Origin of the sequence: Halobellus captivus (assembly GCF_003697845.1) — an archaeon.
Lineage (GTDB): Archaea > Halobacteriota > Halobacteria > Halobacteriales > Haloferacaceae > Halorubrum > Halorubrum glutamatedens.
Genome location: NZ_RDQE01000005.1, coordinates 180,197 through 192,510, shown reverse-complemented (window position 1 = coordinate 192,510; position 12,314 = coordinate 180,197). Strand labels below are relative to the sequence as shown.

Below are 12,314 nucleotides of genomic sequence, written 5' to 3'. Positions count from 1 at the left end.
CACCGAGATCTACCGCGCCGTCGAGGCCGCCAAGGGAGAACTCGGCATCTACATGCGCGCCGACGGCACCGACAAACCCGCCCGCTTCAAGATCCGCTCGCCGTGCTTCTCGAACCTCCAGACGCTTCCCGAGATGGCCAACGGCGAGTACATCCCCGACGTGATCGCCGCGCTGGGGAGCCTCGACATCGTGCTCGGGGAGGTGGACCGCTGATGGGGACGGTACAGCTGTTCCCCGAGTTCGTCTCGGAGACGCTCGGGCTGTCCGGCGTCCTCGGCGACGTGGTCGGATCGCTCGTCGCGGCCGCGGTCGTCGGGAACATCGTGCTCGCGTTCACCGGCGTCGCCGGGCCGTGGGCGAAACGGAAGATCACGGCCGCGTTCACCGATCGGATCGCCGTCAACCGGATCGGTCCGTTCGGACTGCTCATCATCCCGGCTGCGGCGGTCCAGTTGCTCGCGAAGGAGCTCATCGTCCCCGAGGGCGTCGACCGCCCGACGTGGGACCTCGCACCGATCGTGTTGCCCGCGTCGGCGCTGCTCGGCTTCGCCGTCATTCCGATGGGTCGGCTCGGCCCGATCAACCTCCAGATCGCCGACCCCGAGGTCGGACTGGCGCTGGTGTTCGCGTTCGCCTCCATCGCGTCCGTGTCGCTGGTGATGGCGGGCTACGCGTCGAACAACAAGTACTCCATGCTGGGCGGACTGCGGGCGGTGGCACAGAACCTCGCCTACGAGATCCCGCTCATCGTGACCGCGATGTCCGTCGTGGTCTTCGCGGGGACGCTCCAGACCAGCGGCATCGTCGCCGCACAGACCGACGTCCTGTTCAGCGTCGGCGGCTTCGACGTGCCGACGTGGTACGCCTTCGTGAACCCGTTCGCCTTCGTGCTGTTCCTCACGGCGAACATGGCGGAGATCGGCCGGAACCCGTTCGACATCCCGGAGGCGCCGACGGAGATCGTCGCGGGATATCAGACGGAGTACTCCTCCGCGTACTTCGTGTTGTTCTACCTGGGGGAGTTCGTCCACGTCTTCCTCGGCGGGGCGATCCTCGCCGTGACGTTCCTCGGCGGGGCGTCCGGTCCCGGACCGGAGAGCATCGGATTCCTCTGGTTCGTGGTGAAGATCTGGGGCTTCTTCCTGTTCACGCAGTGGGCGCGCTCGGCGCTGCCGCGCGTCCGGATCGACCAGCTGATCGAGATCGGCTGGAAGGGAATGCTGGTGCTGTCGTTCGCGAACCTGGTGCTCACGGCCGTAATCGTGGGGGTGATCGCCTGATATGATCGGACTCATGAAATCGATGGCGACGACGATGAAACACGCACTGGACGGGTCGACGTTCACGGTGGAATACCCGGAGGACGCACCCGACGTGAGCCCGCGGTTCCGCGGGGTCCACAAGTTCAGCCAGGAGCGGTGTATCTGGTGTCGACAGTGTGAGAACGTCTGTCCGAACGACACGATCCAGATCGTTCAGGACGACCAGCGCAACGGCGAGCAGTACAACCTCCACATCGGGCAGTGTATCTACTGCCGGCTGTGCGAGGAGGTCTGTCCCGTCGACGCCATCCTGCTGACGCAGAACTTCGAGTTCACCGCGGACTCGAAGGACGAGTTCGTCTACAACAAGGAACAGCTCAAGAACGTCCCGTGGTACAAGGGAATCGACCCGCTGGAGTCCCGGAACCCCGATCGCGGCGCGTGGATCGGGGAGGGAGACGGCGAGGTCGACTACCAGTAACGGGCGTATCTCGAAATCTTCAAAGGGACACTGATTGGAGGGTTACACAATGGTTTACGACACCATCGCGTTCGCGCTGTTCGCCGCGGTCACGCTGGCGTTCAGCCTGGGGGTCGTCCTGGCGCGCGACGTGTTTCACGCCGCGTTGCTTCTGGGCGGTGCCCTGACGAGCGTCGCGGTGCACTACGTGATGTTACAGGCGGAGTTCATCGCCGCCATGCAGATCCTCGTCTACGTGGGCGGGGTTCTGATACTCGTCACGTTCGCCGTGATGCTCACGCGATCGGATAGAACGGACGACGTGGAGGTGAGTAGCGGATGACTGACGAATCCGGCGGAAACCGGATCCTGCCCGCGATCGCGGTCGGCGTGCTGTTCGCGGTGATGGCCGTGACGTTCCTCTCTGCGAGCTTCGAGGAGGCGGCCGGCTTCCCGGAGGGCGAGTCGATCGTCCACAACGTGGGGTACGCCCTGTTCAACCTGGGCGAGGCGGCGACGATCCCCGCGGAGGGCTTCCTCGCCGCGTTCCTGATCGTCGCGGTCGCGCTCGACGTCGCCGTCGACGGGGCGATCTACCTCGCGCGCCGCGAGGACGGCGGCTCCGTGAGCGCGGCGATCGGCGAGGCGCTCACCGACGGCGGACGCGACGGGGGTGAGCGGTGATGGCCGCCGTGGCAGCGTCCATCCCGCCGCAGTGGTACCTCCTCCTGGCGGCCGGGGTCTTCTGTATCGGCCTGTTCGGGATCCTCACCCGGAGCGACGCGCTGTACTTCCTCATGAGCGTCGAGCTCATGATGAACGCGGCGAACATCAACTTCGTCGCGTTCTCGCTGTACTACGGCGACCTCACCGGCCAGGTGTTCGCGCTGTTCGTGATCGCGTTGGCGGCCGCGGAGGTCGCGATCGGGATCGGGATCATCCTCGTGTTGTACCGCAACTTCGGAGACATCGACGTGACCGTTCCGACGGAGATGAGGTGGTAAGATGGTGGACGCATTCGCCTACGTTCCGGCCGTCGTGTTGTTACCGTTCTTCTCGTTCCTGGTCGCGCTCGGGGCGGGGAAGTACCTCCCGAAGGGCGGTGCCTTCGGCGGGATAGCGGCGACGGCGGGCTCGTTCCTGCTGTCGCTGTGGATCGCCGCGACCGTCGCCGGCGGCCGCGCCTACGACGAGACGCTGTACACGTGGGCGGCCGGCGACCAGTTCGAGCTCACGTTCGGCGCGCTCGTCGACCCGCTGTCGGCGCTCATGCTCGTCATCGTGACGCTCGTCGCGCTCCTGGTCCACGTCTTCTCGCTCGGCTACATGAACGACGAGGGCGAGACGGGGCTCCCGCGCTACTACGCCGGTCTCGGGCTCTTCACCGCCTCGATGCTCGGGTTCGTCGTCGCCGACAACCTGCTCATGGCGTTCATGTTCTTCGAGCTGGTCGGGCTCTGTTCGTACCTGCTCATCGGGTTCCACTTCCGCGAGCCCGGGCCGCCGTCGGCGGCGAAGAAGGCCTTCCTCGTCACCCGATTCGGCGACTACTTCTTCCTGGTCGGCGTCGTCGCCGTGTTCGCGACGTTCGGGACGGCCGCGTTCGCGGGCGAGGGGTCGTTCCCCGCACTCGCCGAGGCGGCGCTCGCGGGCGACCAAGCGGTCTGGACGCCCGGCGGGCTCGACGTCATGACGTGGTTCACGGTCGTCGGCCTGCTCGTGCTCGGCGGCGTCGTCGGGAAGTCCGCGCAGTTCCCGCTTCACACCTGGCTGCCCGACGCGATGGAGGGTCCGACGCCCGTCTCCGCGCTCATTCACGCGGCGACGATGGTCGCGGCGGGCGTCTACCTCGTCGCGCGGATGTACGGCTTCTACGCGCTGACGCCGACGACGCTCGCGGTCATCGCCTTCATCGGCGGCTTCACCGCGCTGTTCGCGGCGACGATGGGCGTGGTGAAGGACGAGCTGAAGCAGGTGCTCGCGTACTCGACCATCTCGCAGTACGGATACATGATGCTCGCGCTCGGCGCGGGCGGGTACGTGGCCGCGGTCTTCCACCTGACGACCCACGCCTTCTTCAAGGCGCTCCTGTTCCTCGGTGCCGGATCGGTCATCATCGCGATGCACCACAACGAGGACATGTGGGACATGGGCGGGCTGAAAGCGAGAATGCCCGTCACCTACTACACCTTCCTCGCCGGCTCGCTGGCGCTCGCGGGAATCTTCCCGTTCGCGGGCTTCTGGTCGAAGGACGAGATCCTCTACGAGGCGCTCGTCCACGGCCTGAACGAGCCGCTGCTTCTCGGCGGATACGTCATGGGGCTTCTCGCGGTGCCGGTCACCGCGTTCTACACCTTCCGGATGGTGTTCCTGACCTTCCACGGCGAGCCGCGGACCGACCTGGCGGCCGACCCCGAACCGGTCCGTTGGAACGTGAAGGGACCGCTGACGGTGCTCGGATCGCTCGCGGTCGTCACCGGGTTCATCAACATGGTGCCGGTCCAGAAGGTCCTCGGACTGGAGGGGATCGACTACCTCCACCGCTGGCTCGACAACGAGTGGGGCGGCATCGACGGGCTCTCCTCACACCACTACGCGGATCTGGGTCCGTACAGCAGCGGATACATCGCCGGCGGGGAGGTCCCGACCGTGCTCGTCGGCGCGGCGGTCTCGCTCGGGCTGGCCCTCGCCGGCCTCGGCCTCGCGTGGCGGCTCTATAACGTCGCGTCGCCGACGGAACACACGGCGAAACTCGGCGGGATCAAGGACGTGTTGTACAACAACTACTACCTCGACGAACTCCAAGTCTGGATCGCGTATCGGACCGAAGACATCGCTGGCGGCGCGGACACCTTCGACCAGGGGATCATCGACGGCGTGGTCAACGGCGTCTCCTCGGTGAGTCTCGCCGGCGGGAGCCGCGTCCGCCGGATACAGACCGGGCTCGTCTCCCAGTACGCCGCGATGCTCACGCTGGGGCTGATCGCGCTGCTCGTCCTGATCGGCGTCAACGGGGGGTGGTTCCTGTGATACTCGAGGCGCTCATCGGGTTCACGTTCCTCGCCGCGCTCCTCGTCCTGCTCGCGCCGAACGCGTGGGCGGGTCGGCTCGCGTTCGCGTTGAGCACGGTCCCGTTCGTCGGGAGCCTCTACCTCTGGTCGCGGTTCGACGCGGTCGGAAACGCGCTCACGGGCGGGACGATCGCCTTCGAGTCGCGGTACGAGTGGGTCGAGGTCGGCGGCCGGACGGTGTCGTGGTTCGTCGGGCTCGACGGGATCAGCCTGCCGCTCGTCGTGCTCACGACGTTCCTCGTTCCGCTCGCGATACTCAGCGCGTGGACGCCCGTCGACACCCGTCAGAGCCAGTTCTACGGACTGATGCTGTTCATGGAGGCGAACCTGCTGGGCGTGTTCACCGCGCTCGACTTCTTCCTCTGGTTCGTCTTCTGGGAGGCCGTCCTCGTCCCGATGTACTTCCTCATCGGGGTCTGGGGCGGTCCCCGTCGGAAGTACGCCGCGATCAAGTTCTTCGTGTACACGAACGCGGCGTCGCTGCTGATGTTCATCGGCTTCATGTCGCTGACGTTCGCGCTCGGCGACTCGATCGGGTCGCTGGCGCTTCCGGAGATCACCCAGGCGATCGCGGACGGCGGGCTCGAGACCTGGTTCGGCATCTCGCCCGGCCGGATCGCGATGGTCGCGTTCCTCGCGACGTTCGCCGGGTTCGCGGTGAAGGTACCGATCGTCCCGTTCCACACGTGGCTTCCCGACGCTCACGTCGAGGCGCCGACGCCGGTTTCGGTGCTTCTGGCGGGCGTCCTCCTGAAGATGGGGACGTACGCGCTGCTCCGGTTCAACTTCACGATGCTGCCCGAGCAGGCGTCCGCGCTCGCGGTCCCGATCGCGGCGATCGCCGTGATCAGCGTCATCTACGGCGCGATGTTGGCGCTCGCACAGAAGGACCTCAAGCGCATCGTCGCGTACTCGTCCGTCTCGTCGATGGGCTACGTCATCCTCGGGCTCGTCGTGTTCACGGAGTACGGCGTCGGCGGCGCGACGTTCCAGATGGTCGCACACGGCCTCATCTCGGGGCTGATGTTCATGGCCGTCGGCGTCGTCTACAACGCGACCCACACCCGGATGGTCGGCGACATGGCCGGCATGGCCGACCGGATGCCCGTCACCGTGGGAATCCTCGTCGCCGGCGCGTTCGGCTACATGGGGCTTCCCCTGATGGCCGGCTTCGCCGGGGAGTTCTTCATCTTCGTCGGCGCGTTCGGCGCGCCGTCGCTCCCGTACGCGCCCGTCTTCACGGCGCTCGCGATGTTCGGTATCGTCATCGTCGCCGGCTACCTGCTGTCGGCGATGCAGAAGACGCTGTTCGGGCCGTTCCGGCTCGAGACCGACTACGAGATCGGTCGCGCTCCGTTCCACGACGTCGCGCCGCTCGCGGTGCTGCTCGCGGCGATCGTCGTGCTCGGGGTCGCGCCGGACCTGTTCTTCGAGATGATCCGTGATGCCGCGATGCCCGTGGTCGAGGGGGTGAGCGTCGATGTCTAACGCGCTTCCGGCGTGGTCCGCGCTGTCGCCCGCGCTGCTGCTCGGACTCACCGGGCTCGCGCTGCTGTTGGTCGACACGATCCGTCCCAACGAGCGGTCGAACACGTCGATGGCGCTCGTGAGCGCGCTCGGCGCGCTCGCGTCGCTTTCGGTCACCGTCTGGTTCGTGGTCGCCGGCACGGGTCACGCCGACACCGGCGGGGCGATCACGCTGCTCGAGGGCGCGGTGAAGGTGGACACGCTGGCGCTGTTCTTCACCGCGATCTTCGCGTCGGTGACGGCGCTCGTCGTCGTGGCCGCCCACGACTACTTCCACGACCACGCGAACCCCGCGGCGTTCTACTCGCTGACGCTCTTCGCCGCGACGGGGATGGCGCTTCTGGCGGTCGCGAACTCGCTCGCGGTCGTCTTCGTCGCCCTGGAGATGGTGTCGCTGCCGTCGTACGCGCTGGTGGCGTTCCTGAAGAAGGACCGCGGCAGCGTCGAGGCGGGGCTGAAGTACTTCCTCGTCGGCGCGCTGTCGTCGGCGGTGTTCCTGTTCGGGATCTCGTTGGTGTACGCGGCGACCGGATCGCTGATCTTCGGCGAGGTCGCGAGCGGGATCGAATCGCTCGGCTCGCTCGCCGGCGTCGCCGGCATCGGGATCGTGATGATCGTCGGCGGCGTGGCGTTCAAGACGGCCTCCGTGCCGTTCCACTTCTGGGCGCCGGAGGCGTACGAGGGCGCGCCCGCGCCGGTGAGCGCGTTCCTCTCGTCGGCGTCGAAGGCGGCCGGGTTCGTCGTCGCCTTCCGCGTGTTCACCGAGGCGTTCCCGCTCGGGGCGTCGCTCGCGGCCGGCATCGACTGGGCGCTCGCGTTCGCCGTCGTCGCGGCGGTGACGATGACGCTCGGCAACTTCGCGGCGGCCGTTCAGGAGGAGGTCAAGCGCATGCTGGCGTACTCCTCCATCGGCCACGCGGGCTACGCGTTGATCGGACTGGCGGCGCTCTCGTCGGGTAGTGCCGGTAACGAGGCCGTGATGGGCGCCGCGATGGCGCACCTGCTCGTCTACGGCTTCATGAACACCGGCGCGTTCCTCTTCGTCGCGCTGGCCGAGCGGTGGGGGATCGGTCGGACGTTCGAGGACTACGCGGGTCTCGCGCGGCGCGCCCCCGTGGCGTGTACGGCGATGGCCGTGTTCATGTTCTCGCTCGCCGGGCTCCCGCCGTTCGCCGGGTTCTTCTCGAAGTACTTCCTGTTCATGGGAGCCATCGAGAACGGATTCCTCTGGCTCGCGGGCCTCGGCGCGGTGAACAGCGTGATATCGCTGTACTACTACAGTCGGGTCGTGCGGGCGATGTTCCTCGACGACCCCGCGACGCCGAGCGCGCTGGACGCGATCGACGTGCGGCCGACCGCGCTGTACGCGGCGGTCGTCTTCGCGGCGGTCGCGACCGTGCTGCTCCTCCCTGGCTTCGGTCCCGTCATCGAGGCGGCCGAGGCCGCGGCCGAGGGCGTCATCGCGGCGTCGGGATCGTTCTAGCGCCGGCGACTCTCCTCCGGTCCGTCCTTCTGTCGAACTCGACGACTCGAACCCGATCTCCGGCAACCGCAGATATTAGCGCGTTCGACGCCTCGTTCTAATATGAGTCGAAGCCGGCGGTACCGCTGTCTGAACTGTCTCGAACAGACCGTGAGCCGGGAGTTCGACACGTCACACCTCTCGGTGACGTGCCCGAACTGTGGCTCATTCGAGCGGTTCCTCAACGAGCGGGTGTTCGAGCGGTTTCAGGCGTTCGAGGAGTCGCCGCCGCCGGAGCTGGCGTGGGACCGGCTGGACCGCACGGAGAAGCTCGTCGTGTGCGAGCGGCTCGTCCGCTCGATGAAGACGATCGACGACTTCGAGATCGTCGAGGAAGGCTCGGCCTGATCGGGGTGGCGTCGGCGGCGATCAGCGAACGGATGGCGTTACCGATTCCACCGCGGAGAACACCTCCAAAGCCCCAGCCGCGAGGACGGCGCACGCTCGTTTCTGTCCTCGGTCAGTCGTTTCACTCCTTCCCTGCGGTCCTTACGTCGCCTGCGCCGTCCTCGCGGCTGCCCCTTTGAATCCCACCCCGCACCGCACAGCCCCGCACCTCACGCCTCCCCAGCCTCGGGCTCAACGACCCGCCGGAACCGCTGACGGGTCGTATCGCCCTCCCTCGCGCATGCTGACTCGCGCCCTCCGGGCGCTCGCAGGCGCGCGCCACCGCTCGAGTCACTGAGTGTCGACGGCCGAGCGGCTGGGGGAATCGCTCTCTACCGATGATCGCCTCTCACCGGGCGTACAGCGGTCCGCCGACGAGCGCGGCGAGCGCGACGCCGTCGTCGGGGGTGACGGCGACGTACGGGTGTGAGACCGGGCCGAACACGTCGACGACGCGGCCGACCCGCGAGAGGGACTCGTCGACGACGCCGGCACCGATGTCCGGCGGTTCCTCTCCCGGATCGGCGCGGGCGATCGCGAGGCCCTGGGCGGTTCTGACGACGGTGCCGACGCGACGCATCGTCACTCGCGGAGGATCCCGATGTAGGCGGCGATCGCCTGTACGAGGTCGTTCTTCGCGGTGTCGTCGGTGCCGCGCACCACCACCGCGCCGCGGGGCTCGTACTCGCGAGAGTACGTCTTCTCCCGTTCGATCACCGCGTCGTAGCCGACCTGCTGGACCGCCTTCGCGATCTCGTCGACGGTCGGGTCCTCGACGGCGAGGTCCGTCGGGACGCGGCGACCCTCCGACCGCGAGCGGTCGACGTCGAAGTACGCGGGATAGACGACGTTCTCGACCATACCGGTGAGGCGGGCCCGCGGGGTAAGGTCGTTTCGGACCGCGGTCGTCTTCTCCCTAGACGTGTTCCCCGAGGAACTCGACGATCGCGCGGTACGCCTCGATCCGGTTCTCCAGCTTCGAGAAGCCGTGTCCCTCGTCGTCGAAGATCAGCTTGCGAACCGGAACGTCCTGCTTGCGGGCCTCCTCGACGATCCGCTCGGCCTCGCCGACGGGCACCCGCGGGTCGTTCGCGCCGTGGAGGACGAAGAGCGGCGACTCGATCGACTCGACGTTGTTGATCGGCGAAATGGACTCGAGGAACTCCCGGTCCTCGGCGAGCGAGCCGTACTCGGCCTCGCGCAGCTCGCGCCGCCAGTCGCCGGTGTTCTCGAGGAAGGTGACGAAGTTCGCGATGCCGACGACGTCGACGCCGGCGGCCCACAGCTCCGGATACTCCGTCAGCGCCGCGAGCACCATGAACCCGCCGTAGGAGCCGCCCATCGCGACGATCCGGTCGGGGTCGACCTCCGGGTGATCGTGGAGCCACTCGACGCCCGCCCGCAGGTCCGCGACCGAGTCCATCCGCTTCTCGACGTCGTCGAGCGCGGCGTACGCCTTCCCGTACCCCGAGGAGCCGCGGACGTTCGGCTCGAAGACGGCGTAGCCGCCGTTCACGAGGTACTGTTTGACCGCGCCGAAGGAGGGTCGTCGCTGTGACTCCGGTCCGCCGTGGACGTCCACGACGACGGGATAGCCCGACTCGGGCGCGTCGGTCTCCGGCACCGAGAAGAACGCGGGAATGTCCCGGCCGTCGAAGGTGGGGTAGTGGACGAGTTCGGGCTCGACGAACGTGTCCCGGGGGATCCCCGCAGTGGAGGCGTTCGTCCAGCGCGCCGTCTCGCCCGTGGTCGTCTCGACGACGTGGACGTTCGCGTTGTCGGTGCTGCCCGTGGCGGTGATCGCGAACCGGTCGCCGTCGGGGCCGAAGCTCACGCCGCCGGCGACGCCCCTCGGCAACTCGGGCGCGGGGAACTCGTCGATCCGGTCGGGCGAGACCAGTTCGCCGACCGTGATCTCGGTGTAGCCGTCGACGTTCCGCGAGTAGACGATCCGCCGGGACTCCTCGTGGATCGCGACTCCATCGACGTTCCAGCTGCCCTCGTCGGGGTCGGCGTCCGCCGGCGGCTTCTCGTCGTCGCCCTCGCGGTCGCGTTCGTCCCCGTGACCGCTTTCGTCCGCGTCGTTTCCCCCGTCGTCACCATCGCCGCCTTCGCCCGTATCGCCGTCCTCGCCGCCACCGCCGTCACCGTTTTCGTCGCCGTCGACGACGACGCCGAAACCGCCGGTCTCGAGGTCGAGCCGTTCGAGCCGGAGCGTGTCGGTCTCGCGGTCGGTGACGAGGTAGATCGCCTCGCCGTCCGGCCCCCACTCGGGACTCCCGTACCGGACGTCCCCCTCGTGGGATGTATGGTGCGTCAACTCGCCCGTGTCGAAGTCGAGGGTGTACAGGTCGTGGTCGAACGAGGAGTGTGCCTCGTGGACGATCAGCCGGTCGTCGTCGGGCGACCAGCCGGCCACGGAGAGCCAGCCGTCGCCCTCGTGGACGAGCTCCGCGTCGTCGCCGACGCCGTCGCGGTCCTGAACGTAGACGTCGAAGGCCGCCTCCTCGCGCCGGTTCGACGCGAACGCGAACCGCTCGCCGTCGCTCGCCCAGCCGCCCCACCGGTGTTTCGCGTCGGGGTGCGCCGTGAGGTCCGTGATCGCTCCCGTCTCGAAGTCGAGCCGGTACAGCTGTGCGCGCTCGTTTCCGCCCTCGTCCATGCCGAAGACGGCCTCCGATCGCTCGGGCGACGAGTCGACGAACGTGACGCGATCCTCGAAGAACGTGTGTTGTTCGGGCCACGCGAGCGGGGCGTCGACCGACCACACCTGCGAGGTGCCGGTGGTGTCGAGCAGAAACGAGAGTCGGCCGTCGGGACCCAGGTCCGCGCCGCCCGCTCCCCGCACGTTGAGGTAGCGTTCGACGTCGTATCGGTGCATACGTCCCGTTCCGTCGCGGGGGAGAAACCGTTTCGGGTGGAGTTCACGTCCCCCGGACGCGCCGCGACGCTTCCTCCCGGGCGGATCGCGGGTCTTTTTGTTCGCCCCCGTCCTCCGGTCGTCGTATGCGCGTCGCGTTCGTCTCGCTTTTCAGCCCCGAACACGGCGACACGCCGGCGCGTTCCCGGACGCACCGGATCGCCACGGGGCTCGCCGACCGCGGCCACGACGTGACGTGGCTGTGTGCCCGCTGGTGGGGCGGCGAGGCGTCGACGTTCGAGGCCGACGACGTCACGTATCGGTCCGTCGTCGTCGACCCCTCGCCGACGACGTTCGCGGCGCGGGTTCCGGCGGCCGTCCGCCGGCTCGACCCGGACGTCGTCCACGCGGTCAACAGCCCGCCGACGCCGGCGCTCGGGACGACCCTCGCCGGCCGGGCCGGCGGCCCCCCGGTCCTCGTCGACTGGTGGCGCGACCACCCGGCGGACTCGCGACGGATCTATCGGCTGCTCGCGCGCGACGCCGACGCGGTCTCGACGCCCTCGCGCACGACGAAGACGCGGATCCGCGAACACGGCGCTGACGGCTCGACGGTTCGGGTGATCCCGGAAAGCGTCGACCTCGATCTCGTTCGCGAGACGGAGCCGGACGACCGCTTCGACGCCGTCTACTCACGGCGGCTCGACCGCCACGCCAACGTCGAGACGTTCCTGTTGGCGTTGGCCGAGATCCGGGGGCGCGACTGGAACGCGGCCGTGATCGGCGACGGTCCCGAGCGCGCTCGGATCGAATCGACCGCCGAGGACCTCCGGATCGACGATCGGGTGGCGTTCCTCGGAGAGCTCCCGCTCGACGAGCGCGTCTCGGTGTTCAAAGGCACCCACGTCTTCGCACAGACGGCGAGCTGGGAGACGTTCGCGACGGAGCTGCTGTGGGCGCTGGCCTGCGGCTGCGTCGGGCTCGTCGAGTACCAGGCCGACTCGAGCGCCCACGAACTCGTCGAGGGCCGTGAGCGCGGGCAACTCGTCACGAGCCCCGCCGAGCTGGCCGACGCGATCGTCGCCGTCGGCGACCTCGAGCGGCGAACGAGCGATCCCGCGCTCGAGACGTACGGCCGCGACGCGATCCTCGACCGATACGTCGACGTCTACCGGGATCTCGGCGCGACTTGAGGTTGCACCTGCACGGCCGAAGACCGGCGAC

14 protein-coding genes are annotated in these 12,314 nt (G+C 68.2%); 11 read left to right on the top strand and 3 right to left on the bottom strand.

Features of this window, described 5'->3' with window-relative positions; all coding sequences use genetic code 11:
• The 10 genes from EAO78_RS18425 to EAO78_RS07675 all read left to right on the top strand — a co-directional run.
• A partial coding sequence (locus tag EAO78_RS18425; protein ID WP_463467550.1) for an NADH-quinone oxidoreductase subunit D-related protein occupies positions 1-214 on the top strand: 214 nt, incomplete at its 5' end.
• Positions 214-1,281 carry a complex I subunit 1/NuoH family protein gene (locus tag EAO78_RS07715; protein ID WP_122105270.1) on the top strand — a complete coding sequence of 356 codons (1,068 nt, stop codon included), beginning with the start codon at positions 214-216 and terminating at the stop codon, positions 1,279-1,281. The genes EAO78_RS18425 and EAO78_RS07715, both read left to right, overlap by 1 nt.
• A 1-nt stretch (position 1,282) precedes the next feature.
• The gene (locus EAO78_RS07710; protein WP_066414169.1) at positions 1,283-1,744 is read left to right on the top strand and encodes a NuoI/complex I 23 kDa subunit family protein; all 462 of its coding nucleotides are present in this window, start codon (positions 1,283-1,285) and stop codon (positions 1,742-1,744) included.
• A gap of 49 nt (positions 1,745-1,793) precedes the next feature.
• The gene (locus tag EAO78_RS07705) at positions 1,794-2,066 is read left to right on the top strand and encodes an NADH-quinone oxidoreductase subunit J (RefSeq protein ID WP_122105269.1); all 273 of its coding nucleotides are present in this window, start codon (positions 1,794-1,796) and stop codon (positions 2,064-2,066) included.
• Positions 2,063-2,407, top strand: a complete 345-nt coding sequence (locus tag EAO78_RS07700; protein WP_122105268.1) for a hypothetical protein — start codon at positions 2,063-2,065, stop codon at positions 2,405-2,407. The genes EAO78_RS07705 and EAO78_RS07700 overlap by 4 nt, the downstream gene beginning before the upstream one ends.
• Positions 2,407-2,727, top strand: a complete 321-nt coding sequence (nuoK, locus tag EAO78_RS07695) for an NADH-quinone oxidoreductase subunit NuoK (RefSeq protein WP_122105267.1) — start codon at positions 2,407-2,409, stop codon at positions 2,725-2,727. The genes EAO78_RS07700 and nuoK overlap by 1 nt, the downstream gene beginning before the upstream one ends.
• Before the next feature lies 1 nt (position 2,728).
• Entirely contained in the window at positions 2,729-4,753 is a 2,025-nt protein-coding gene (gene nuoL / locus EAO78_RS07690; protein WP_122105266.1) for an NADH-quinone oxidoreductase subunit L, read from the top strand.
• On the top strand, positions 4,750-6,282 hold the full coding sequence (locus EAO78_RS07685) for a complex I subunit 4 family protein (RefSeq protein WP_203227848.1): 1,533 nt from the start codon (positions 4,750-4,752) through the stop codon (positions 6,280-6,282). The genes nuoL and EAO78_RS07685 overlap by 4 nt, the downstream gene beginning before the upstream one ends.
• Complete coding sequence (locus EAO78_RS07680) at positions 6,275-7,804, top strand: NADH-quinone oxidoreductase subunit N (protein ID WP_122105265.1); 1,530 nt, start codon at positions 6,275-6,277, stop codon at positions 7,802-7,804. The genes EAO78_RS07685 and EAO78_RS07680 overlap by 8 nt, the downstream gene beginning before the upstream one ends.
• A 102-nt stretch (positions 7,805-7,906) precedes the next feature.
• A complete protein-coding gene (locus EAO78_RS07675; protein WP_122105264.1) occupies positions 7,907-8,191 on the top strand; it encodes a hypothetical protein in 285 nt (94 codons plus the stop codon).
• A gap of 388 nt (positions 8,192-8,579) precedes the next feature.
• On the opposite strand, the gene EAO78_RS07670 is transcribed toward EAO78_RS07675, so the two are convergent.
• From EAO78_RS07670 to EAO78_RS07660, 3 genes are read right to left on the bottom strand one after another with little or no spacing between them, the layout of a single operon-like run.
• Positions 8,580-8,810, bottom strand: a complete 231-nt coding sequence (locus tag EAO78_RS07670; protein ID WP_122105263.1) for an H/ACA ribonucleoprotein complex subunit GAR1 — start codon at positions 8,808-8,810, stop codon at positions 8,580-8,582.
• 2 nt (positions 8,811-8,812) lie between these two features.
• Entirely contained in the window at positions 8,813-9,091 is a 279-nt protein-coding gene (srp19, locus tag EAO78_RS07665) for a signal recognition particle subunit SRP19 (RefSeq protein ID WP_122105262.1), read from the bottom strand.
• Between the two features lie 55 nt (positions 9,092-9,146).
• Positions 9,147-11,111 (bottom strand): S9 family peptidase, encoded by a 1,965-nt coding sequence (locus EAO78_RS07660; protein WP_122105261.1) that lies wholly within the window; start codon positions 11,109-11,111, stop codon positions 9,147-9,149.
• Between the two features lie 125 nt (positions 11,112-11,236).
• On the opposite strand from EAO78_RS07660, the gene EAO78_RS07655 reads away from it, so the two are divergent.
• Complete coding sequence (locus EAO78_RS07655) at positions 11,237-12,283, top strand: glycosyltransferase family 4 protein (protein WP_122105260.1); 1,047 nt, start codon at positions 11,237-11,239, stop codon at positions 12,281-12,283.
• Positions 12,284-12,314: the final 31 nt, after the last annotated feature.

Excerpts from the sequence above, each read along its gene's own strand:
- EAO78_RS07715 (WP_122105270.1), top strand. The coding sequence starts at position 214 with ATGGGGACGGTACAGCTGTTCCCCGAGTTCGTCTCGGAGACGCTCGGG.
- EAO78_RS07710 (WP_066414169.1), top strand. The coding sequence starts at position 1,283 with ATGATCGGACTCATGAAATCGATGGCGACGACGATGAAACACGCACTG.
- EAO78_RS07705 (WP_122105269.1), top strand. The coding sequence starts at position 1,794 with ATGGTTTACGACACCATCGCGTTCGCGCTGTTCGCCGCGGTCACGCTG.
- EAO78_RS07700 (WP_122105268.1), top strand. The coding sequence starts at position 2,063 with ATGACTGACGAATCCGGCGGAAACCGGATCCTGCCCGCGATCGCGGTC.
- nuoK (WP_122105267.1), top strand. The coding sequence starts at position 2,407 with ATGGCCGCCGTGGCAGCGTCCATCCCGCCGCAGTGGTACCTCCTCCTG.
- nuoL (WP_122105266.1), top strand. The coding sequence starts at position 2,729 with ATGGTGGACGCATTCGCCTACGTTCCGGCCGTCGTGTTGTTACCGTTC.
- EAO78_RS07680 (WP_122105265.1), top strand. The coding sequence starts at position 6,275 with ATGTCTAACGCGCTTCCGGCGTGGTCCGCGCTGTCGCCCGCGCTGCTG.
- EAO78_RS07675 (WP_122105264.1), top strand. The coding sequence starts at position 7,907 with ATGAGTCGAAGCCGGCGGTACCGCTGTCTGAACTGTCTCGAACAGACC.
- EAO78_RS07670 (WP_122105263.1), bottom strand. The coding sequence starts at position 8,810 with ATGCGTCGCGTCGGCACCGTCGTCAGAACCGCCCAGGGCCTCGCGATC.
- srp19 (WP_122105262.1), bottom strand. The coding sequence starts at position 9,091 with ATGGTCGAGAACGTCGTCTATCCCGCGTACTTCGACGTCGACCGCTCG.
- EAO78_RS07660 (WP_122105261.1), bottom strand. The coding sequence starts at position 11,111 with ATGCACCGATACGACGTCGAACGCTACCTCAACGTGCGGGGAGCGGGC.
- EAO78_RS07655 (WP_122105260.1), top strand. The coding sequence starts at position 11,237 with ATGCGCGTCGCGTTCGTCTCGCTTTTCAGCCCCGAACACGGCGACACG.